The sequence below is a fragment of the Streptomyces sp. NPDC085596 genome (assembly GCF_044541565.1).
Classification (GTDB): Bacteria; Actinomycetota; Actinomycetes; order Streptomycetales; family Streptomycetaceae; genus Streptomyces.
On sequence record NZ_JBITTC010000011.1, the window covers coordinates 134525 to 155783 of the forward strand.

Genomic DNA, 21259 nt, shown 5'->3' on the forward strand with positions numbered 1-21259 from the left:
CCTCCCGGAGCGGGCGCTTCCGGTCGTCCGCCGCTACGCCAGCAGGCCCGACGCCTTCCACAGCCGCCGCCCGGCGCCGCGCAGGACGCCGATCTCGTCCAGGAAGTCGGTGAGCCGGCTCGCGCCGGTCTGCATCACCTCGCGCCGGTGTCCGCTGGCCTTGACCTGGGCCAGTGCCTCGCGCTTGTCGAGGCCGACGTTGGTGTACACCTCCGGGTTGATGAAGGCGATGGAGAAGATCCGCGCGAACTCGCCGGAGGTGACGCGGGTGAACTCCCGCGACCACTTCGGCGCCGTCACCATCTGGCGGCGCAGCTCCTCACGGGCGTACCGGACATGCCGGGCCTCCTCCACCACGTGGATGCGTGTGACGCCCCGGATCAGGGGCTGCACCCGCTCGTCGGGGAAGGTCAGCCGCTGCATCCAGTCCAGCACCTCCTCGCCGAGCAGGGTGGCGGTGAAGGAGCCGGGCGTGGTGGAGATGGTCTTGAACAGGCGCCCGAGGTTCTGGTGGGCCCGGCTCACCGGGTACCAGGGGGTGCCGCCGCGGGTGATCACGCGGGCGAACATCTTGGAGTGCCGGCACTCGTCCTCGATCTCGGTGAGCGCGTACCGCACATGGGCGCTGGTCGCCGGCTTGTCGTAGATGTGCCGGACCAGCAGCTGCATCAGGATCAGCTCGAACCAGATGCCCAGCGAGGCGAGCGCGGCCGCCTCGTGCCGGGAGAGGTCGATGCGCTGCTCCTCGCTCATCCGGTGCCACAGCGGGGTGCCGTACAGCGACACCAGCTCCGGGGGCCAGAACCACTTGCCCTCCTCGAAGGGCGCGTCCCAGTCCAGCTCCTTGTCCGGGTCGAAGGAGTGCTTGGCGGAAGAGACGAGCAGTCGCTCGGCCACCTGCTCCCGGTCCTTGAGCAGGCCCAGCGCGTCGCGCAGCCCGTCGAGCGCGTCCGCTTCCGTCAGGGTCGTCATGGCTCCGTCACCTCGTCAGCCGGGGGGTACGTCGTCGTCCGCCTCTTATGAGACTGCGTGTCAGCAAGGGCGTCAATCCCTTACGCACGACTTTTACCGACGACGAACCCCCTTACAGCCGCGCCCGGTTCAGGACCCCAGCACCGCCCGCATCACGTCCCGGGCGATCGGCGCCGCGTCCCCGCCCCCGCTGATCTCCCCCCGGTCCGCCGAGGCGTCCTCCACCACCACCGCGACCGCCACCTCCGGCTCCGGGGTGCCGTCCGCCTGCGCCCAGGACACGAACCAGGCGTACGGCACCCCGGTGTTGCCGACCCCGTGCTGGGCGGTGCCCGTCTTGCCGCCGACCGTGGCACCCCGGATCGCCGCGTTGCCGCCCGTGCCCCGCTCGACCGCGTCCCGCATCAGCTCCTTCAGCTGGAACGCCGTCGACGGCCGCATCACCCGCGTCAGCGGATGCGCGGCGCCGCCCGCGACCGTCTCGCCCCCGGACCGGGTGGTCCGCTCCACCAGATACGGCGCCCGCGCCTGCCCTCCGTTCGCCACCGCCGCCGAGACCATCGCCATCTGGAGCGGGGTCGCCCGCGTGTTGTACTGACCGATCGAGGACAACCCCAGCTGCGCCTTGTCCACCACCGTGTCGAAGGTGGACGGCGACACCGCGAACGGCACCCTCAGCCCGGTGTCGTTGAAGCCGAAGGCCCGCGCCGTCGCCGACATGTCCGGCAGTCCCACGTCCACGCCCAGCTTGGCGAACACCGTGTTGCAGGACCAGGCGAACGCCTCCCGCAGCGAGGCGTCCCGGCAGCCGTCGGCCTCGTTGGTCAGCCGGGTCGTGGTGCCCGGCAGCCGGTACGGGTCGGGGGAGTCGGTGGGCGCGTCCAGATCCGTGATCACCCCCGCGTCCAGCGCGGCCGCCGCCGTGACCACCTTGAACGTAGACCCCGGCGGATACGTCTGCCGCACCGCCCGGTTGAGCATCGGCTTGTCCGGATCGGCGTTCAGCCGCTCCCACGCCGCCGACGCGCCCGCACCGTTCCCCGACAGCCGCGCCGGGTCGTACGACGGGGTCGACACCAGCGCCAGCACCTTGCCCGTGGCCGGCTCGATCGCCGCCACCGCCCCCTTGCGCCCGCCCAGCCCCCGGAACGCGGCCCGCTGCGCCTTCGCGTTCAGCGTGGTGACGACGTTCCCGCCCGGCCCCGGCTCACCCGCCACGTCGTTCCACACCGGGAACCCCGACAGCAGCGGATCGGTGCCGGACAGCAGCCCGTCCTCCGCGTGCTCCAGGAACGTGGAGCCGAACCGCTGCGAGGCGAAGCCGGTCACCGGGGCGTACAACGGGCCGTCCCGGTAGGTGCGTTCGTAGCGCAGCTGCTCGCCGGTGTCGCGTGAGCCGGTCACCGGCGCGCCACCGACCAGGATGTTCCCGCGCGGCTGCTGATAACGGGCGATGGCCGCGCGCCGGTTGGCCGGATTGCCGTCGTATTTGTTCGCCTCAACGACCTGCACCCGGGCCGCGTTGACCAGCAGGGCCAGCAGGAGCAGGCCGCAGAAGGCCAGCGCGTGCCGGATGTACGGGGCCATCGGGTGGTTGCCGCCGTACTCGCCGGGTCCGCTCACGGGGCCTCCTCGCCGTCGTACTGGCTGCGCGCCGAATCGCTCACCCGGATCAGCAGGGCCACGATCGCCCAGTTGGTGACCACCGAGGAGCCGCCCTGGGCGAGGAACGGCATCGCCATGCCGGTCAGCGGGATCAGCCCGGTCACCCCGCCCGCGATCACGAACACCTGGAGCGCCAGGATCGAGGACAGCCCCACCACCAGCAGCCGCCCGAACGGCTCGCGCAGGGCGAGGGCCGCCCGGAAGCCGCGCTCCACCAGCAGGGCGTACAGCAGGAAGATCGCCGCCAGTCCGGCCAGGCCCAGCTCCTCACCGGCCGTCGCCAGGATGAAGTCCGACTTGGTGGCGAAGCCGATCAGCGTGGAGTGGCCGAGCCCCAGCCCGGTGCCGGACATCCCGCCGGCCGCGAACGCGAACAGCGACTGCGCCAGCTGGTTGGGGCCCTGACCGGCGTCGATGGTGCCGAAGGGGTGCAGCCAGTCCTCGATCCTGCCGTGCACATGCGGCTCCAGGTGCCCGACCGCCCACGCGCCGAGCACCGCGAGCACCAGACCGACCGCGATCCAGCCCGTCCGGCCGGTCGCCACGTACAGCAGCACCACGAACAGACCGAAGAACAGCAGCGAGGTGCCGAGGTCGCGCTCCAGGACCAGCACACCGACGCTCAGCAGCCAGATCGTCACGATCGGCCCGAGCACCCGCCCGGTCGGGAACTGGAAACGCCAGATCCGGCGCCCGGTGTACGCGAGCGCGCTGCGGTTCGCGGCCAGGTAGGCGGCGAAGAACACCGCCAGCAGCACCTTGGCGAACTCGCCCGGCTGGATGGAGAACCCGGCGACCCTGATCCAGATCCGGGCGCCGTTGACCGCCGGGAACAGGATCGGCAGCAGCAACAGCACCAGCGCCGCCGCCACGCACACGTACGAGTACCGCTGGAGCACCCGGTGGTCGCGCAGCACCAGCACCACCCCGATGAACAGCCCGACCCCGAGCGTGGACCACACCAGCTGCGCCGGAGCCGCCCGGTCGGCCGGGGTCTGGAGGTCCAGCCGGTAGATCAGCACCAGCCCGAGCCCGTTCAGCAGCACCGCGATGGGCAGCGGCAGCGGATCGGCGTACGGCGCGCGCAGCCGCACCGCGAGATGCGCGAGCAGCGCCAGGCCGCCGAGCCCGGCCCCGTAGCCCACCGCGCCGGGCGGCACGGCACCGGTGCGGGCCAGGCCCACCGCGCAGTAGCCGTACACCGACAGCAGCACGGCCAGCACGATCAGGGCCAGCTCCACCCCGCGCCGCCGGGGCAGCCGAGAGCTCGGGGCGGTCGCTCGGGAGGCGGGCGGCGCGGTCCCGGCCTGGGTCATCTGCTGGTGTTCCGCTGGCGGGTCGTCAGCACCAGCGCGGGACGGGCCCGACGTTGCCGATGTACCGGGCCGAGGCCCACGCCCAGGTGCCGTCGGTGAGCAGGTACCAGAGCGGGTTGCCGCTCACCCGGTCGCCGTTCACCTTGCAGTAGATGGACACGTGCTCGCCCTGCGCCGCGAACCGGATGCGGCGGGTGCCGCGGTCCGGGCGGTCGCGCAGCCAGATGCCGCCCTTGGCCGTGACCACACCCTCGTACCGGCGCGGGTCGCGGTCGCCCCGGCCGCCCGCGTGCCCGTCGGGACCCCCGGCGCCGTCCTGCTGCTGAGCGGCCGGCGCACCGCCGGCCGGGCCGTCCGCGGCACCGGCGGGCACGGCCCCGCCGAGCAGTACGCCCGTCACGGCCGCCAGTGCCAGGCCGTGGAAGAGGACGGAACGCAGGGACATGGAAGACCTCCGAAAGCGGTCGGAACTGACTAACCGCCACATTAGGAGCCCCAGGGTGCGCCTGCGCGCCGCAGTGGGCCATCGGGGAGGGGAGTCCCGTGTCCTTGCTCCACTCGGCCCGCCTCCGGCCCCCGGAGGGTGTGACTACGGCAGCCGGGCCGCCCGCCGCGGGTCCAGCAGGCCCGCGAGGAGATCCCCGTACCGCTCCACCCGAGGCGTGATGTCCTCGGCCAGGAACTCCAGGTCGGCCGGTTCGCGGCAGCGCTCGACCTCGTCCCAGGTGACCGGCGTCGAGACGGTCGGGGCGCTGCGGGCGCGCAGGGTGTAGGGGGCGGCCGTGGTCTTGCGGGCGGCGTTCTGGCTCCAGTCGACGAACACCTTGCCCGGCCTCAGGCTGCGCGTCATCCGGTGCAGCACCAGCCCCGGCATCGCCCGCTCCGCCTCCACCGCGAGCGCCTTGGCGTAGTCGCTCGCCTCCCCCGACGAGCCGCCCCGCACCGCCGCCAGCAGATGCAGCCCCTTGGACCCGGCGGTCTTGGCGTACGCCTCGATCCCGTCCGCCGCGAGCCGCTCCCGCAGCCACAGGGCGACCTCGCAGCAGTGGACGACCGTCGCGGGCGCGCCGGGGTCGAGGTCGAACACCAGCCGGTCGGCCTCGTCCGGGGTCTGGACCAGCCACTGGTGGGTGTGGAACTCGGTCACCAGGTTCGCCGCCCACACCAGACTCGACAGGTCCTGGACCACCACCATCCGGGCCGCGCCCGCCGAACGGGGGACCTCGGCGGTCGTGACCCAGTCGGGCGTACCCGGCGGCACGTTCTTGGTGAAGAACACCTGTCCCCCCGGGCCGTCCGGATAGCGCAGGAAGGACACCGCCCGGTCGCGCAGATGCGGCAGCAGCACCCCGGCGGCGGTGGCGTAGTAGTGCAGCAGCTCGCCCTTGGTGAAGCCGGTCTCCGGATACAGCACCTTCTCCAGATTGCTGAGCGTGACCCGCCGCCCCTCCACCTCCGTCACTGGCGTCATAGGATGACAATCCCAGAAATGGGACGAATGGGATAAATCAGAACCGTACGGAAGGGACCCGGCACGTGCGATCCATATGGAACGGCGCCATCTCCTTCGGCCTCGTCAGCATCCCCATCAAGCTGGTGAACGCCACCGAGAGCCACGCGGTCTCCTTCCGCCAGGTCCACAGCGAGGACAACGGCCGCATCCGCTACCGCAAGGTCTGCGAACTGGAGGACCGCGAGGTCACCCAGTCCGAGATCGGCAAGGCGTACGAGGGCGCCGACGGCGAGATGATCCCGATCACCGAGGACGACCTCTCCCACCTCCCGCTGCCCACCGCCCGCACGATCGAGATCGTCGCCTTCGTACCGGCCGAGCGCATCGACCCGCTCCAGATGGACGCGGCGTACTACATCGCCGCCGCCGGAGCCCCCGCCGCCAAGCCGTACACCCTGCTGCGCGAGGCCCTCAAGCGGAGCCGCAAGGTCGCCATCGCCAAGTTCGCGCTGCGCGGCCGGGAGCGGCTGGGCATGCTGCGCGTGGTCGGCGACGTCATCGTCCTGCACGGCCTGCTCTGGCCCGACGAGGTACGCGCCCCCGAGGGCGTCGCCCCGGACGTGGACGTCACCGTCCGCGACCAGGAGCTGGACCTCGCCGACGCCCTGATGGACACCCTCGGCGAGGTTGACCTCGCCGACCTCCATGACGAGTACCGCGAGGCGCTGGAAGAGGTCATCGCCGCCAAGGCCGCCGGCGAGACCCCGCCCGAGGCCCCCGCCCCGGCCGACGGCGGCAAGGTCCTCGACCTGATGGCGGCCCTGGAGAAGAGCGTCCGCGAGGCCCGCGAGTCCCGGGGCGGGGAGGGCGAGGCGGAGGTGCGGAACCTCCACGGCCGGGGGACCCCCAAGGAGACGGGGGCGAAGAAGTCGACGGCCACTACGGGGAAGGCGGCCGCCAAGAAGACGGCGAGCCCGCGCAAGTCGACGTCGAAGGCGGGGGAGGGGGCGGGGGCACGGAAGCAGGCGGCGAAGTCCACGTCCAAGTCCACCTCGAAGGCTGCGGCGAAGAAGCCTGCGGCCAAGAAGGCGCCTGCGAAGAAGTCGGCGGCGAAGGGGAAACGGTCGGCTTGAGGAGGGAGAGGGCGGTCGGGGTGAGGAGGGAGAGGGCGGTCGGGGTGAGGCGTGCCGGAGTCGCCGGTACGAGGGAACGCGGGGCGTCGGCGTGGGCGGTGGCCGTGGTGGGCGGGGGCGTGAGCGTGGTGTCGGCGTGGGCCGTGGCCGTGGTGTGAGGTGGGGCGATGGCGTAACGCTCGTCACCTTGCCCTGCTCACGCCCGCGCGCCCCACTCGTGCCCTCTCCGCCCCGGTCCCCGTTCACATCTCGCCCCGCCCATGCGCACCCACCTCGGTCACCTTGCCGCCCCGCCGGGGGAGTTGGGGTGGTGGCGCCGGCTTACGCCAGGCCGGCGCCCGGCGGCCAAGATCGGGATCAGTCGCGTAGCCAGGGTCGGCGCCCGCGCACGCGGCCGCGTCCCGTACCTCGGATTCACCTCCCCGAACGGCGCACCCTCAGGCACGATGAACATGTGACATACGTGGTGACCGTGACGATGGCCCCGCCCCAGGGGGCCCCGGAACTCGACGCGCTGCGCCGGGAGGGAGTCGTCTTCCTGCTGCGCAAGGGCTTCGACTCGCTGGAGGCGGTCGAGGGCCCGGACGGCATGGAGGTCGATCTGCTGGACGACGTGATCGCCGCCCATCCCGGCGGGGCCCTGCTGAAGCTGTTCGTGGACGCCCCGGCGCTGGAGTTCGCGGAGGAAGCGGCGCGCGAGGTGGTGACGGAGCTGATGGAACGCACCGAGCCGCTCGCCGACTGGCGCCTGACCCGCTGCGCGGTGGAGCTGAACTCCGAACTCATCCAGGAGAGCCTGGACGCGGCCGACGGCCCCGACGCCCCACCGTCCGACCCGGCCGAACGCGCCCGGCGCCACGCGGCGGGTACGGTGCCCGCGCCCCCGGACACCCCCGGCCACTCCGAGAGCCATGCGATGCGCACGCGGCTGCGTGAACTCGCCCCGGCGCTCACGTCGTTCACCCTGGAAGCCTTCGGCCACCACGAGTCGGTGCCGGAGTGCGAGGTGGGCAGGGAGGCGGCGGAGATAGCGGCGGGCGCCGTGGTCTACGCCATCGACCTCCTGGTGGACGAACTCTTCACCGACCTGGCCGCCCTGGAGGACGACGGCCCCACGGTCGCCCGCAGCAACGCCACGTTCATGATCCTGGACGACCTGCCCCCGCACCTGGCGGACACGTACACGGTCCTGTTCACCCGCCGCCTCACGGTCACCGCGATCACCCTGACGGGCCGGCTCACCCGCCCCCCGTTCGACCACCCCACCTGCCTGGCCGAGGAACTCCTCCTCAAGTCCCTCCTGAACCAGGCCGAGGTGACAGCCGACCTCTACAGCCTCCTGACGGACGAGGTCACCCAGGCCCTCGAAACCTTCGCCACCACCCTGCACCCCCCGACCCCGGCCGAAGCCGCCGTCCCCGACGACCCGGACACGTGGTTCACGCCGTACACCCCCGTCTCCCCGGTGCATCCTTACGCTGCGAACGAGAACGAGGAAACGCTGACGGAGTTGCCGGACTGACCGCCACAGCAACGTTTCAGCAGGTCACGGCGTCCCCGAAAAGGGTGATCTTCGCCCGGCAATGGCCAAGGAAGCGCGGATGACCGGGCACGGTGGTGCCGTCCCGGCGGACACCCAGGGACCCATCGGGGGAACCGTCCGCCGCGAGACGGAGAGGACCTGCCGTGAAGTCACGCGACCGGATCGCCCTCGCAGCCGCCGCACTTACCCTGGCAGTCGGCGCGACCACCGCCCCGACCGCGAACGCCGCACCGTCCGCCGCCCCGAGGTGCTCCGCCTGGAAGGCGATCACCATCACCGGCGGCCGCGCCAAGTACCGAGAGTGCACCAAGACGGCCAACGGCAAGCAGCAGGTCAACGGCACCTTCCAGCTATGGGACACCAAGCACGACGGCAAGTCCGTCCAGGCGTACGCGCGAACCGACTACAACCACTGGTACGGCGACAAGGTCACCTGGGAACACTTCTACGGCTGGGGCAACGAAAAGCACCCCAGCGCGCAGATCTCCTCGGGCTGGCACGGGGGCGACGACTTCGAGCTGACGATCGAGCTCAAGTGACGTGAGGTGGGGGGCTGGTGCCCCGAACCTTCAAAGCCCTCCAACGACAAGCCGCCCGACACCGGCCTCCACCAGCGAGCCCACGGAGTCCAGCCGCTCTGCGGCCACGAGGAGCCGCTCGTACTCCGCGCGCAGCACGGGAATCCGGAAGTAACCGATCACCCGCACCAACTCATCCAGGGCCAGCTCGACTTCATCATTATCGATCAGCGCGACGACCGACCCGAGCGCGGTCGAGGGCGGCTTTTCACCCCTCACTCGTTGCGCGATGTTCCCGGCGACGGAACGCAGGAGATTTTCGGGAGAGCCCAAGGGCTCATACCGAGAGATCCCGCCTCAGATTTTGATGACCGTCGCACGCGACCCGCACAGTGCGGTGAGGTCCTCCGGGTCAGAGGTGAGGATGGTGACGGGCCCAGGGGCGGCGAGGGAGGTCGCGCTCAGCATGGCGTCGATCGCGTGTTTGTGGCCGTGCAGGCCGGCATCGGCCAGGAGGGTCGCGGCATGGCGGGCGATCGGTTCGGTGACCGGCTCCACGATGAGGCGGGAGAGGGTCCACTCCAGCGCGGGGCGGTTGATGCGCGGATGGGCCACTTCCACCAGGGTGGCAGCGGACGTGATCACGCGCAGGTCATCGGCGCGGGCGAGCGCGAGCCAGGCGGTGACCGTCCGGTCACGCAGCACGGCCTTGGCCAGTCCTTCGCTGTCGAGCACCAGCGTGCCACCCGGAGCGGCCGGGGAGCGTGTCACGCCGCGTTCTTCCCATCACTGGTCTGCTGCTCCCGGGCCTGGTGCAGCTGATCCCGCAGGGCCTGCACCTCGTCCTCGGTAATGGGACCGTGCCCTGCCTCTGCGACCTGGATGAGTTCGTTGAGGTTGTCGCGCTCGATCTGCCGGGCGACGGCGGCAGCCACGTAGGCGGACAGGCCGGAGGGGCCACTGCGGGCGCGGGCGGCGTCGGCGATGTCCCGCGGCATCGTGATCGAGTACTTCTGGGTGGGCTCGCTCATGCTCCTTATGCTACTGCGAGTGCTACCAGTCTGAGCGGTACACGGCCGCACATACGCGAAGACCCCGAAGGCGCTGATGGCGGGGTCTTTGGGCTTCCCGCGAAGTGCCCCCGGCAGGATTTGAACCTGCGCACACGGCTTCGGAGAACCTCTGCGTGTGACGGCTGGACGCAGCTCAGCGGCTTGCGTGGGGCACTCCTGAGCCTGCCAGGCCACGAATAGGCCGGGCACCTGGCCCGAAGACCCGTTCGTCCCAGAAGCGACTGAGGTGGCCGCTCGTCCAGAGGTCGGTGTGCCAAGTCGCCTGTGTTGACGGCCCAGCTGGTGCTGACCCGCAGGCACCGCGTCGGGTCGCGCAGCTCGACCTCTCCCTCGCCGTGGTCACGGAAATGTCCGGCAAGCTGGAGATCGCCGTCCGCCATTACGAAACGCTCGCTGTCGACGACCGACTCTCCCGCCGGGACCGCGCAAGGGCCCGCCTGTGGGTGGGTACGGCACTGAGCAAGAACGGCCGGCATGACTACGCGACCCGCGTCATGCGGGCCGCTTCCCTTGGGGAGAGGGAGCGGACGAGCGCTGTCGTACGGATCAGCCACTGCTCTGGATTCCAAAAGCGGATAGCACCGGCCCGTGGGCCGAAATGACGTGAGGCCGGTGAAAACCCACGCCCACACCCACGCCCACACCCACACCCACGCCCACGCCCGCACATACGCGAAGACCCCGGCCTCAGCGTTTCCGCTGTTGACGGGGTCTTTGGGCACCTAATTCAAGGTGCCCCCGGCAGGATTCGAACCTGCGCACACGGCTCCGGAGGCCGTTGCTCTATCCCCTGAGCTACGGGGGCGTGTCGGGCGTTGCGCTGGGCGCTTGCGGCGACGGGTAGAACCCTAGCAGGTCTTCCGGGGTGATCAGGAACGGGTTTGCGCAGGCGGGGTCGGCCCATGGGCGGGGGCCGAGCAGGGCCAGGGTGCGGCCGCAGCGCCCGTTCGGCGTCCACTCGCAAGCGGGCTACCCCCGTCAGAGCGAGAAGTGCAGAAAACCGGGACGCGACCCCCCGCCCCGACCTACTCTCGAGTTGTGTCAGGCGCGTCTGGCCGGGTGCTTGTTGTGGACGACAGCAAGGGAATCCGGCAGCTGATCAAGGTCAACCTCGAGCTGGAAGGGCTTGAGGTGGTGACCGCGGTCGATGGTGCCGAGTGTCTCGACGTGGTGCACCACGTGCGCCCCGACGTGGTCACGCTCGACGTCGTCATGCCCCGGCTCGACGGGCTGAGTACCGCCGCCCGCCTCCGCGCCGACCCCCGCACCCGCGACCTCCCGCTCGCCATCATCAGCGCGTGCACCCAGTACGAGGTGGAGAGCGGGCTCGACGCCGGCGTCGACGCCTTCCTGCCCAAGCCCTTCGAGCCCGACGAACTCGTCCGCCTGGTCAAGGGGCTCCTGGAGCGGAGCGACCGGCGCGACGGCGTCTGCTTCGGCGGCTAGCCACCCGTACCGGTCCGCCCACCCGTACCGGCCCGCCCACCCGTACCGGCCCGCCCCTCCCGCCTCCCCTAGGCTTGTCCCGTGACCCCCGCCGAGCTCTCCCGTACCGTCCTGGACGCGGTGCGCCGTGCCGTGGACGCAGGGGAGCTGAGCGTGGACCTGCCGGAACGGGTCACCGTGACCGAGCCCGGCCCCGGCGGGTGCGGTGACTACGCCACCAACGTCGCCCTCCGCCTCGCCCGCCCCGCCGGACAGCCCCCGCTGCGCGTCGCCGAGATCCTGCGTGCGCGGCTCCTCGACGCCGAGGGAGCCGAGGGAGCCGAGGGAGCCCAGGGAGTAGGGGACGTCGTCGTCACCGGGCCGGGGTTCCTCAACATCAGCCTCCGCGCACGCGACGACCTGCTCACCGGGCTCGTCCGGGAGATCCGCGAGCGCGGCACGGAGTACGGGCACGGCGACGCCCTCGCCGGGCGGACCGTCGTGCTGCGGGTGCCGTACGAGGTACGCGCCGAGGTCGTCGCCGACGCCGTCGCGCGGATCGTGGCCACCCAGGGCGGCCGGACCGAGATAGAGCATGGCGAGCCCGTCGATCTGCGGCCCGTACCGGCGCCGGAGGACCCCGCGCCGCTCGGACCCGACGCCGCCCGCTGGGCCCTGCTGCACCCCGCCGCGCACGACCGGCCCCGGATCACCGCCGACCACCTCGTCCAGCGCGAGACCAACCCCCTCTTCCGCGTCCGCTACGCCCACGCCCGCGTACGCGCCCTCACCCGCAACGCCCACGACCTCGGCTTCGCCGCCGAACCGGGCGAACTGGGCTCCGCCGGTACGGCCGACGCCGGCGGACCGAGGGCTGGTGCCCACCCCGCGAGTACCTCCCACCCCCTCCAGACCCCCCTGACCGACCACCCCCGCATCCTCCTCGCCGCCGCCACCCAGCACGCCCCCGACCGCCTCGCCCGCCACCTCCTCACCGTCGCCGACGCCCTCCTCCCGCTGCTCCCGGAGGTTCTTCCCGTCGGGGAGGAGAAACCCACGGCCGCCCATCGCGCCCGGCTGGCGCTTGCCGAAGCCGCCGGGGCGGTGCTTGCCGGTGGCCTGTCCCTGCTCGGCATCGACGCACCCGAACACCTCTGAGATCCGAGAACAGAGAGCCACGTCATGAGCCGTTCCGCCCACCCCGCCGGGCCCCGTCACGCCGATGTCCTGACCGAGGGGCACTACTCCGCCCCGCCGGCCGACCTCAACGCCCTCGACCCCAAGGTGTGGGCCCGCACCGTCGACCGGGACGAGGACGGTGCCGCGACCGTCGGCGGCATCCCCGTGACCCGGCTCGCGGAGGAGTTCGGCACCCCGGCCTACATCCTCGACGAGTCCGACTTCCGGGCCAGGGCCCGCGCCTGGCGCACCGCGTTCGGCACCGAGGCCGACGTCTTCTACGCCGGCAAGGCGTTCCTCTCCCGTGCCGTCGTGCGCTGGCTGGACGAGGAGGGGCTCAACCTCGACGTCTGTTCCGGCGGCGAACTGGCCACCGCGCTGTCCGCCGGGATGGACCCCGCGCGCATCGCCTTCCACGGCAACAACAAGTCCGTCGAGGAGATCACCCGCGCCGTCGAGGCGGGCGTCGGCCGGATCGTGCTCGACTCCTTCCAGGAGATCGCCCGCGTCGCGCACATCGCGCAGGGGCTCGGCAAGCGGCAGAAGGCGCAGATCCGCATCACCGTCGGCGTCGAGGCGCACACCCACGAGTTCATCGCCACCGCCCACGAGGACCAGAAGTTCGGCATCCCGCTCGCGGGCGGCCAGGCCGCGGAGGCCGTACGGCGCGCCCTCACCCTCGACGGGCTCGAACTCATCGGCATCCACAGCCACATCGGCTCGCAGATCTTCGACATGTCCGGCTTCGAGGTCGCCGCCCACCGCGTCGTCGGCCTGCTGAAGGACATCCGCGACGAGCACGGCGTCGAGCTGCCCGAGATCGACCTCGGTGGCGGCCTCGGCATCGCCTACACCAGCTCCGACGACCCCCGCGAGCCGCACGAGATCGCCAAGGCGCTCACCGAGATCGTCACCCGCGAGTGCGAGGCGGCCCGGCTGCGCGTCCCCCGTATCTCCGTCGAGCCCGGCCGCGCCATCGTCGGGCCGACCGCGTTCACGCTGTACGAGGTCGGCACCGTCAAGCCGCTCGAGGGCCTGCGCACCTACGTCTCCGTCGACGGCGGCATGTCGGACAACATCCGCACCGCGCTGTACGACGCCGAGTACAGCGTCGCCCTCGTCTCGCGCACAAGCGACGCCGAGCCCATGCTCGCCCGCGTCGTCGGCAAGCACTGCGAGAGCGGGGACATCGTGGTCAAGGACGCGTTCCTCCCCGCCGACCTGGCGCCGGGCGACCTGATCGCCGTACCGGCCACGGGTGCCTACTGCCGGTCCATGGCCAGCAACTACAACCACGTCCTGCGTCCGCCGGTCGTCGCGGTCGGCGACGGCGAGGCGCGGGTGATCGTCCGGCGCGAGACCGAGGAGGACCTGCTCCGGCTCGACGTCGGCTGAACCCCCGCTGGGGCCGCCCGAGGCCCCGGTCCGGGAACACGAAACAGACGTCTCACGATCCGGACGAAGGGTAGAAAGCCCCGTCCGGTGAGTGAGACTGGTCAAACCGTAGACGGTGAGAGGAAACGAGGTCGGATGATGCGTACGCGTCCGCTGAAGGTGGCGCTGCTGGGCTGTGGAGTGGTCGGCTCCGAGGTGGCGCGCATCATGACGACGCACGCCGACGACCTCGCCGCCCGCATCGGCGCCCCGGTCGAACTGGCCGGGGTCGCCGTACGGAGGCCCTCGAAGGTGCGCGACGGCATCGACCCGGCGCTCGTCACCACCGACGCGACCGCCCTGGTCAAGCGCGGTGACATCGACGTGGTGGTGGAGGTCATCGGCGGCATCGAGCCCGCCCGCGCCCTCATCACCACCGCCCTGGAGCACGGCGCGTCCGTCGTCTCGGCCAACAAGGCCCTGCTCGCCCAGGACGGCGCCGCCCTGCACGCCGCCGCCGAGGAGCACGGCCGGGACCTCTACTACGAGGCCGCCGTCGCCGGTGCCATCCCGCTGATCCGCCCGCTGCGCGAGTCCCTCGCCGGCGACAAGGTCAACCGCGTGCTCGGCATCGTCAACGGCACCACCAACTTCATCCTCGACAAGATGGACTCCACCGGCGCCGGCTACCAGGAGGCCCTGGACGAGGCCACCGCGCTCGGGTACGCCGAGGCCGACCCCACCGCCGACGTCGAGGGCTTCGACGCCGCCGCCAAGGCCGCCATCCTGGCCGGGATCGCCTTCCACACCCGTGTCCGCCTCGACGACGTGCACCGCGAGGGCATGACCGAGGTCACCGCGGCCGACTTCCGCTCGGCGCGGGAGATGGGCTGCACCATCAAGCTGCTCGCCATCTGCGAGCGGGCCAGGGACGGCGCCTCGGTCACCGCCCGCGTGCACCCCGCGATGATCCCGCTGAGCCACCCGCTGGCCTCGGTGCGCGGCGCGTACAACGCGGTCTTCGTGGAGTCCGACGCGGCCGGGCAGCTGATGTTCTACGGCCCCGGCGCCGGCGGCGCGCCCACCGCCTCGGCCGTCCTCGGCGACCTCGTCGCCGTCTGCCGTAACCGTCTCAACGGCACGACCGGGCCCGGCGAGTCGGCGTACGCGGCACTGCCCGTCTCCCCGATGGGGGACGTCGTCACGCGGTACCACATCAGCCTCGACGTCGCCGACAAACCGGGTGTCCTGGCCCAGGTCGCCACGGTCTTCGCCGAGCACGGGGTGTCCATCGATACGGTTCGGCAGCAGGGGAAGGACGGCGAGGCGTCCCTCGTCGTCGTCACCCACCGGGCCTCCGACGCGTCCCTGACGGGGACGGTGGAGGCGCTGCGCAAGCTCGACACCGTGCGGGGTGTCGCCAGCATCATGCGGGTTGAAGGGGAGTAAGCGGCAATGACCCACCAGTGGCGCGGAATCATCGAGGAGTACCGGGACAGGCTGCCGGTCACCAGCAGCACGCCGGTCGTGACGCTCCGCGAGGGCGGTACGCCTCTCGTGCCCGCGCAGGTGCTCTCCGAGCGCACGGGCTGCGCGGTCCACCTCAAGGTGGAAGGGGCCAACCCCACCGGTTCGTTCAAGGACCGGGGCATGACCATGGCCATCACGCGGGCCAAGGAGGAGGGTGCCAAGGCGGTCATCTGCGCCTCCACCGGCAACACCTCCGCCTCGGCCGCCGCCTACGCGGTGCGCGCGGGCATGGTCTGCGCCGTGCTCGTCCCGCAGGGCAAGATCGCCCTCGGCAAGATGGGGCAGGCCCTCGTGCACGGGGCGAAGATCCTCCAGGTCGACGGCAACTTCGACGACTGCCTCGACCTCGCGCGGGCCTTGAGCGACAACTACCCGGTGGCGCTGGTCAATTCGGTCAACCCGGTGCGTATCGAGGGCCAGAAGACGGCCGCGTTCGAGATCGTGGACATGCTGGGCGACGCCCCCGACATCCATGTCCTCCCGGTCGGCAACGCGGGCAACATCACGGCTTACTGGAAGGGCTACCGGGAGTACGCCGCCGACGGCCCGGCCACCCGCACCCCGCGCATGTGGGGCTATCAGGCGTCCGGCAGCGCGCCCATCGTGCGCGGCGAGATCGTCAAGGACCCCTCCACCGTCGCCACCGCCATCCGGATCGGCAACCCCGCCTCCTGGCAGTACGCGCTGGCCGCGCGGGACGAATCCGGCGGGCACATCGACGAGGTGACGGACCGTGAGATCCTGCGCGCCTACCGGCTGTTGGCCGCGCAGGAGGGCGTCTTCGTGGAGCCCGCCTCCGCCGCCTCGGTCGCCGGACTGCTCAAGGCCGCCGAACAGGGCAAGGTCGACCCCGGCCAGACCATCGTCTGCACCGTCACCGGCAATGGTCTGAAGGACCTCGACTGGGCCGTGGCCGGCGCACCGCCGCCGGTCACCGTGCCGGTGGACGCGTCCATCGCCGCCGAGCGTCTCGGCCTCGCCTGAGGGAAGGGTGCACAGGGGGCTTGCGACACGCATCGTGCGCCTCCTGTGCGCCCTATGTCGCGGCAGAACCTTCCTTCGATAAGCTGGGGGCAACCCGCCCACCGCACATGCCCACGCGTGTGGCACGGGGCCGCGCCGTCCCAAGTGGCCCGACGGGTCTTCGTACGTCATCGAGTGTCCGCACCGGATGCCCCTCGCGGGCCATTCGGCAGTCACGTCCGTCACGCAGCTCAAGGAGAGTCTTCGAGCGATGGCCGGTCCCGCCTTCCGCGCCGCCGCCGTCCGGGTGCGCGTCCCCGCCACCAGCGCCAATCTCGGTCCGGGCTTCGACGCCCTGGGCCTGGCGCTGGGGTTGTACGACGACGTGGTCGTCCGGGTCGCCGACTCCGGTCTGCACATCGACATCGCGGGCGAGGGCGGTGAGACGCTCCCGCGCGACGAGCGCCATCTGCTCGTACGCGCCCTGCGCACCGCCTTCGACCTGCTGGGCGGACAGCCGCGCGGGCTGGAGATCGTCTGCGCCAACCGCATCCCGCACGGCCGCGGCCTCGGCTCCTCCTCCGCCGCCATCTGCGCGGGAATCGTCGCCGCGCGCGCGGTGACCATAGGCGGCGAGGCCCGCCTCGACGACACCGCGCTGCTGGAGCTGGCCACCGAGATCGAGGGCCACCCGGACAACGTCGCGGCCTGTCTGCTCGGCGGGTTCACCCTTTCCTGGCTGGAGTCCGGCGCCGCCCGCGCCATCAGGATGGAGCCCGACCGTTCCATCGTTCCGGTGGTTTTCGTGCCCGGGAAGCCCGTACTCACCGAGACCGCGCGCGGACTGCTCCCGCGCACCGTCCCGCATGTCGACGCCGCCGCCAACGCGGGCCGTGCCGCACTGCTCGTCGAGGCCCTGACCCGGCGTCCCGAACTGCTGCTGCCCGCCACCGAGGACCGGCTGCACCAGGACTACCGCGCCCCCGCCATGCCGGACAGCGCGGCACTGGTGGAACGGCTGCGCGCGGACGGCGTACCAGCCGTCATCTCCGGTGCCGGACCTACCGTCATGGCGCTCACCGACGAGGCCACCGCCGACAAGGTGGAGGCCCTCGCGGGCGGCGACTGGGCGGCCAACCGGCTGAGCCTCGACACCCGGGGGGCGAGCGTGCTGCCGCTTGCGCCCTGACACCCGGTTGCCGGATTTGGAGAGGGGGAATGTTTGTTGCATCCGGTAGTGTTAATCTCAAGTCTGCACCCGGCCCCACCATGGCGAGGTGCTTCGTGTCCCCGTCAGGGACAGACATTCTTCCGGGAGCCTCCCAAGCCACTCCGTGTTCCGTGCGCCGTACCTGGGCAGTACGTCGTGTGGGGGCACTGAGCGAGTCGTAGGGCACGCTCCGGAATCGGCGCCACCGCGCCACGTGACACCGGGTGTCACGGCTCGCGGGGAGCGCCATCACCAGAAATTCTCTTCCGCCGCTTCAAGGCGGACCACCGCCCCGGCTCGGTACTTACCCACAGAACCGATGCCGGACAGCACAACCGGTCGCCGAGCCAGACAGGCCGACGTCCGCTCCAGGGAAGGACCCTTCGTGAGCGACACCACCGATCTGATGGGCGCACGTGTCGAGGAGACCGCTGCCGCGCCCGCCACGGACTCCGCGCCTGCCACCGGTGCCGGCTCCCGGCGGCGCCGCGGTACCGGCCTCGACGGCATGGTGCTGGCCGAGCTCCAGCAGGTCGCCTCGGGCCTCGGCATCAGGGGCACCGCGCGGATGCGCAAGAGCCAGCTGATCGAGGTCATCAAGGAGGCCCAGGCCGGGGGAAGCGCCCCCAAGGCCGAGGCCGCCGAGGAGACCAAGCCCAAGCGCCGCGCCACCTCCAAGGCCCGTACGGGTGAGGCCGCCGGCGAGGCGAAGACGGAGAAGTCCGCGCAGCCGGCCGCCGACGAGGCCGCCGCGCAGCAGATCGACATCCCCGGCCAGCCCGCCGCCGAGCGTGGGGGAGAGGACTCCCCGAACGAGCGCCGCCGCCGTCGTGCCACCGCCGACGCGGGCAGCCCGACCGCCGCTGAGTCCGCCGAGACCAAGGGCGAGAAGAGCGAGCCGAAGGGCGACGCCCAGCAGTCGCAGGCCGAGGGCAAGGGCGACGCGGGCGACGGCGAGGGCCGTGGCCGCCGCGACCGCCGTGACCGCGACCGTGACCGGGGCGGCCGTGACCGCGACCGCCGGGGCAAGGGCGACGACCAGCAGGGCGGCGGCGGTCGTCAGGACCGTCAGCAGGGCCAGCAGGGCCAGCAGCAGGGCGGCGGTGGTCGTCAGGACCGCCAGGACCGCCAGGACCGTCAGCAGCAGCAGGACGACGACGACTTCGAGGGCGGCCGCCGTGGCCGTCGCGGCCGCTACCGGGACCGCCGTGGCCGCCGTGGCCGTGACGAGATCGCCGAGCCGCAGGTCAACGAGGACGACGTCCTGATCCCCGTCGCGGGCATCCTGGACATCCTCGACAGCTACGCGTTCATCCGCACCTCCGGCTACCTGCCGGGCCCGAACGACGTGTACGTCTCCCTCGCCCAGGTCCGCAAGAACGGTCTGCGCAAGGGCGACCACACCACCGGCGCGGTCCGCCAGCCGAAGGAGGGCGAGCGCCGCGAGAAGTTCAACGCGCTGGTCCGCCTCGACTCCGTCAACGGCATGGCGCCCGAACACGGCCGCGGGCGGCCGGAGTTCAACAAGCTGACGCCGCTGTACCCGCAGGACCGTCTCCGTCTGGAGTCCGAGTCCTCCGTGCTGACGACCCGCATCATCGACCTCGTGTCGCCGATCGGCAAGGGCCAGCGCGGTCTGATCGTGGCCCCGCCGAAGACCGGCAAGACCATGATCATGCAGGCGATCGCCAACGCGATCACGCACAACAACCCCGAGTGCCACCTGATGGTCGTCCTGGTCGACGAGCGTCCGGAAGAGGTCACCGACATGCAGCGGTCGGTCAAGGGCGAGGTCATCTCCTCGACCTTCGACCGCCCGGCCGAGGACCACACCACGGTCGCCGAGCTGGCCATCGAGCGCGCCAAGCGTCTGGTGGAGCTGGGTCACGACGTCGTCGTGCTGCTCGACTCGATCACGCGTCTGGGCCGTGCGTACAACCTCGCCGCCCCGGCGTCGGGCCGCATCCTCTCCGGTGGTGTCGACTCCACGGCGCTCTACCCGCCCAAGCGCTTCTTCGGTGCCGCGCGCAACATCGAGGACGGTGGCTCGCTGACCATCCTCGCCACCGCGCTCGTCGACACCGGGTCCCGCATGGACGAGGTGATCTTCGAGGAGTTCAAGGGCACCGGCAACATGGAGCTCAAGCTCGACCGGAAGCTCGCCGACAAGCGCATCTTCCCGGCGGTGGACGTCGACGCGTCCGGCACCCGTAAGGAAGAGATCCTGCTCGGCAGCGAGGAGCTGGCCATCACCTGGAAGCTGCGTCGCGTGCTGCACGCGCTCGACCAGCAGCAGGCGATCGAGCTGCTGCTCGACAAGATGAAGCAGACCAAGTCGAACATCGAGTTCCTGACCCAGATCCAGAAGACGACGCCGGCCCCCGGCAACAATGACTGAGCCCCGCTGAGTCACCCCCTCGGGATCTGAGGGCCGCCCCCGCCGCACACGCGACGGGGGCGGCCCCTTTTGCGTGCGGACCGCTCTCACGAGACCTTTGCCACAGGTGTGACGTTCGGTACCGACTTGCCTCGGTACGGCCCCTTACGAGAAAGCGCAGGTGAACGGGGAGACGGTCCGGTTATTCGATCACGGACGGTGATCACTGTCGTACCGGGTGGCGCAGCGCGCTGTGCGAGCCTGTCCCGAGTTTCCCTGTCTGACCAGGTGGAGCGACGATGGAGTGGTGATGACCGCTCCCGACCCTGAACGCAGGGGGTAACCGAACGGACGAGACCTAGGAGCGCAGTGTCCACCGAGAGCACGCCGGAGCCCGGCATACCGGAGACCGGAGACGGCCCCCGCCGCCGCGGCAAGGGGCGCCGCCGCAAGCCCCGCAGCACGGGCCGCAAGGCTCTGCTCGCCACGGCATGGACGGCCGCGGGCGTGGTCGTGCTGGCCGGCGCCGGAGCCGGGTACGTCTACTTCAAGCTCAACGGCAATCTCCACAGCATCGACATCAACCAGGTCCTCGGCCGCGACCGGCCCGCCAAGGCCGACAACGGCTCCCAGAACATCCTGGTCCTCGGCTCCGACACCCGCTCCGGCGCCAACCGCAAGCTCGGCGGCGGCGCGGCCGACAGCGGGGCCCGCTCCGACACGGCGATGATCGTCCACCTCTACAAGGGCCACAAGAAGGCGTCCGTGGTCTCCGTCCCGCGCGACACCCTCATCGACCGCCCCGCCTGCGCCGACACCAAGGGCCACACGTACCCGGCCGCGCGGAACGTCATGTTCAACTCCGCCTACGCCACCGGCGGGGCGCCCTGCGCGGTCAGAACCGTCGAGTCGCTCACCGGCATCCGCATGGACCACTACCTGGAGGTCGACTTCTCGGGCTTCGAGCGCCTAGTCGACGACCTCGGCGGCGTACGCGTCACCACCACCCGCGCCATCAAGGACCCGGACAGCCACCTCGACCTGACGGCCGGCACCCACACCCTCGACGGCGCGCAGGCGCTCGGCCTGGTCCGCACCCGGCACGGCGTCGGCGACGGCTCCGACCTCGGCCGCATCCAGCTCCAGCAGGCGTTCGTCAAGGCCCTGATCGCCCAGACCAAGCAGGTCGGAGTGCTGAGCAACCCCAAGAAGCTCTACGACCTCGCCGACACCGCGACCAGGACCGTCACGACCGACTCCGACCTCGGCTCGGTCAACTCCCTCGCGGACTTCGCGGGCGGCCTCAAGGGCATCAGCGCCTCCGGGATGCACATGGTCACCATGCCGGTCCAGTACGACCCCGCCGACCCCAACCGGGTCCTGCTGGAGCGGACCAAGGCCCGGCAGATCTGGACGGCCCTGCGGAACGACAAGCCGATCCCCGAGTCGGCGACCACGGGTACCGCCACCGGCGGGGCCAAGGGCGTCGTCACCCCCTGAGCCCGCTGAGCCCGCTGCCGGGCTCCCG

The 21259-nt window shown here is 71.5% G+C and carries 19 protein-coding genes, 1 tRNA gene and 1 pseudogene; 12 read left to right on the top strand and 9 right to left on the bottom strand.

Annotated elements, in window-relative coordinates:
* Positions 1-33 precede the first annotated feature (33 nt).
* From ACIGA3_RS27525 to ligD, 5 genes are all read right to left on the bottom strand, one after another.
* Positions 34-972: a diiron oxygenase gene (locus ACIGA3_RS27525; RefSeq protein ID WP_399720804.1), complete on the bottom strand. Its 939-nt coding sequence runs from the start codon at positions 970-972 to the stop codon at positions 34-36.
* 129 nt (positions 973-1101) lie between these two features.
* A complete protein-coding gene (locus tag ACIGA3_RS27530) occupies positions 1102-2559 on the bottom strand; it encodes a penicillin-binding transpeptidase domain-containing protein (protein ID WP_399720949.1) in 1458 nt (485 codons plus the stop codon).
* A gap of 32 nt (positions 2560-2591) precedes the next feature.
* Positions 2592-3953 (bottom strand): FtsW/RodA/SpoVE family cell cycle protein, encoded by a 1362-nt coding sequence (locus tag ACIGA3_RS27535; protein WP_399720806.1) that lies wholly within the window; start codon positions 3951-3953, stop codon positions 2592-2594.
* A gap of 25 nt (positions 3954-3978) precedes the next feature.
* Positions 3979-4398, bottom strand: coding sequence for an SH3 domain-containing protein (locus tag ACIGA3_RS27540; RefSeq protein ID WP_399720807.1), 420 nt, complete (start codon positions 4396-4398; stop codon positions 3979-3981).
* A gap of 144 nt (positions 4399-4542) precedes the next feature.
* Positions 4543-5424, bottom strand: a complete 882-nt coding sequence (gene ligD, locus ACIGA3_RS27545) for a non-homologous end-joining DNA ligase (protein ID WP_399720809.1) — start codon at positions 5422-5424, stop codon at positions 4543-4545.
* A gap of 65 nt (positions 5425-5489) precedes the next feature.
* Between ligD and ACIGA3_RS27550 the strand changes: the two genes are divergently transcribed.
* The 3 genes from ACIGA3_RS27550 to ACIGA3_RS27560 all read left to right on the top strand — a co-directional run bounded on the left by ACIGA3_RS27550 (position 5490) and on the right by ACIGA3_RS27560 (position 8621).
* Entirely contained in the window at positions 5490-6539 is a 1050-nt protein-coding gene (locus ACIGA3_RS27550; protein WP_399720811.1) for a Ku protein, read from the top strand.
* A gap of 454 nt (positions 6540-6993) precedes the next feature.
* A complete protein-coding gene (locus ACIGA3_RS27555) occupies positions 6994-8061 on the top strand; it encodes a hypothetical protein (RefSeq protein WP_399720812.1) in 1068 nt (355 codons plus the stop codon).
* Between the two features lie 164 nt (positions 8062-8225).
* Entirely contained in the window at positions 8226-8621 is a 396-nt protein-coding gene (locus ACIGA3_RS27560; RefSeq protein ID WP_399720814.1) for a hypothetical protein, read from the top strand.
* 30 nt (positions 8622-8651) lie between these two features.
* On the opposite strand, the gene ACIGA3_RS27565 is transcribed toward ACIGA3_RS27560, so the two are convergent.
* The 3 genes from ACIGA3_RS27565 to ACIGA3_RS27575 are packed head-to-tail and all read right to left on the bottom strand — an operon-like array spanning position 8652 to position 9631.
* Positions 8652-8933: a hypothetical protein gene (locus tag ACIGA3_RS27565; protein WP_399720816.1), complete on the bottom strand. Its 282-nt coding sequence runs from the start codon at positions 8931-8933 to the stop codon at positions 8652-8654.
* Between the two features lie 24 nt (positions 8934-8957).
* Positions 8958-9371, bottom strand: coding sequence for a type II toxin-antitoxin system VapC family toxin (locus ACIGA3_RS27570; protein ID WP_399720817.1), 414 nt, complete (start codon positions 9369-9371; stop codon positions 8958-8960).
* Positions 9368-9631 (bottom strand): CopG family transcriptional regulator, encoded by a 264-nt coding sequence (locus ACIGA3_RS27575; protein WP_399720819.1) that lies wholly within the window; start codon positions 9629-9631, stop codon positions 9368-9370. Before ACIGA3_RS27575 ends, ACIGA3_RS27570 begins: the two co-directional genes overlap by 4 nt.
* Before the next feature lie 341 nt (positions 9632-9972).
* Here ACIGA3_RS27575 and ACIGA3_RS27580 point away from each other — a divergent pair.
* Positions 9973-10182, top strand: a pseudogene (locus tag ACIGA3_RS27580) (hypothetical protein); the annotation flags it as partial.
* 224 nt (positions 10183-10406) lie between these two features.
* Here ACIGA3_RS27580 and ACIGA3_RS27585 read toward each other — a convergent pair.
* A tRNA-Arg gene (locus ACIGA3_RS27585) sits at positions 10407-10478 on the bottom strand.
* A gap of 185 nt (positions 10479-10663) precedes the next feature.
* Between ACIGA3_RS27585 and ACIGA3_RS27590 the strand changes: the two genes are divergently transcribed.
* The 8 genes from ACIGA3_RS27590 to ACIGA3_RS27625 all read left to right on the top strand — a co-directional run bounded on the left by ACIGA3_RS27590 (position 10664) and on the right by ACIGA3_RS27625 (position 21231).
* A complete protein-coding gene (locus tag ACIGA3_RS27590; RefSeq protein WP_399720821.1) occupies positions 10664-11119 on the top strand; it encodes a response regulator in 456 nt (151 codons plus the stop codon).
* A gap of 81 nt (positions 11120-11200) precedes the next feature.
* The gene (gene nrtL / locus ACIGA3_RS27595; protein WP_399720823.1) at positions 11201-12256 is read left to right on the top strand and encodes an ArgS-related anticodon-binding protein NrtL; all 1056 of its coding nucleotides are present in this window, start codon (positions 11201-11203) and stop codon (positions 12254-12256) included.
* Positions 12257-12280: 24 nt separating this feature from the next.
* A complete protein-coding gene (gene lysA / locus ACIGA3_RS27600) occupies positions 12281-13672 on the top strand; it encodes a diaminopimelate decarboxylase (protein WP_399720825.1) in 1392 nt (463 codons plus the stop codon).
* A gap of 135 nt (positions 13673-13807) precedes the next feature.
* Positions 13808-15100: a homoserine dehydrogenase gene (locus ACIGA3_RS27605; protein WP_399720827.1), complete on the top strand. Its 1293-nt coding sequence runs from the start codon at positions 13808-13810 to the stop codon at positions 15098-15100.
* A gap of 6 nt (positions 15101-15106) precedes the next feature.
* Entirely contained in the window at positions 15107-16165 is a 1059-nt protein-coding gene (thrC, locus tag ACIGA3_RS27610) for a threonine synthase (protein ID WP_399720829.1), read from the top strand.
* A gap of 250 nt (positions 16166-16415) precedes the next feature.
* Complete coding sequence (gene thrB / locus ACIGA3_RS27615; protein ID WP_399720830.1) at positions 16416-17333, top strand: homoserine kinase; 918 nt, start codon at positions 16416-16418, stop codon at positions 17331-17333.
* A gap of 406 nt (positions 17334-17739) precedes the next feature.
* A complete protein-coding gene (gene rho, locus ACIGA3_RS27620; RefSeq protein WP_399720832.1) occupies positions 17740-19752 on the top strand; it encodes a transcription termination factor Rho in 2013 nt (670 codons plus the stop codon).
* 348 nt (positions 19753-20100) lie between these two features.
* Positions 20101-21231 (top strand): LCP family protein, encoded by a 1131-nt coding sequence (locus tag ACIGA3_RS27625; protein ID WP_399720834.1) that lies wholly within the window; start codon positions 20101-20103, stop codon positions 21229-21231.
* Positions 21232-21259 lie beyond the last annotated feature (28 nt).

Bases quoted from the DNA above. Each gene is read 5' to 3' on its own strand.
- thrB (WP_399720830.1), top strand. From the start codon at position 16,416: ATGGCCGGTCCCGCCTTCCGCGCCGCCGCCGTCCGGGTGCGCGTCCCC.
- ACIGA3_RS27535 (WP_399720806.1), bottom strand. From the start codon at position 3,953: ATGACCCAGGCCGGGACCGCGCCGCCCGCCTCCCGAGCGACCGCCCCG.
- ACIGA3_RS27540 (WP_399720807.1), bottom strand. From the start codon at position 4,398: ATGTCCCTGCGTTCCGTCCTCTTCCACGGCCTGGCACTGGCGGCCGTG.
- ACIGA3_RS27525 (WP_399720804.1), bottom strand. From the start codon at position 972: ATGACGACCCTGACGGAAGCGGACGCGCTCGACGGGCTGCGCGACGCG.
- thrC (WP_399720829.1), top strand. From the start codon at position 15,107: ATGACCCACCAGTGGCGCGGAATCATCGAGGAGTACCGGGACAGGCTG.
- ACIGA3_RS27605 (WP_399720827.1), top strand. From the start codon at position 13,808: ATGATGCGTACGCGTCCGCTGAAGGTGGCGCTGCTGGGCTGTGGAGTG.
- ACIGA3_RS27530 (WP_399720949.1), bottom strand. From the start codon at position 2,559: ATGGCCCCGTACATCCGGCACGCGCTGGCCTTCTGCGGCCTGCTCCTG.
- ligD (WP_399720809.1), bottom strand. From the start codon at position 5,424: ATGACGCCAGTGACGGAGGTGGAGGGGCGGCGGGTCACGCTCAGCAAT.
- lysA (WP_399720825.1), top strand. From the start codon at position 12,281: ATGAGCCGTTCCGCCCACCCCGCCGGGCCCCGTCACGCCGATGTCCTG.
- ACIGA3_RS27575 (WP_399720819.1), bottom strand. From the start codon at position 9,631: ATGAGCGAGCCCACCCAGAAGTACTCGATCACGATGCCGCGGGACATC.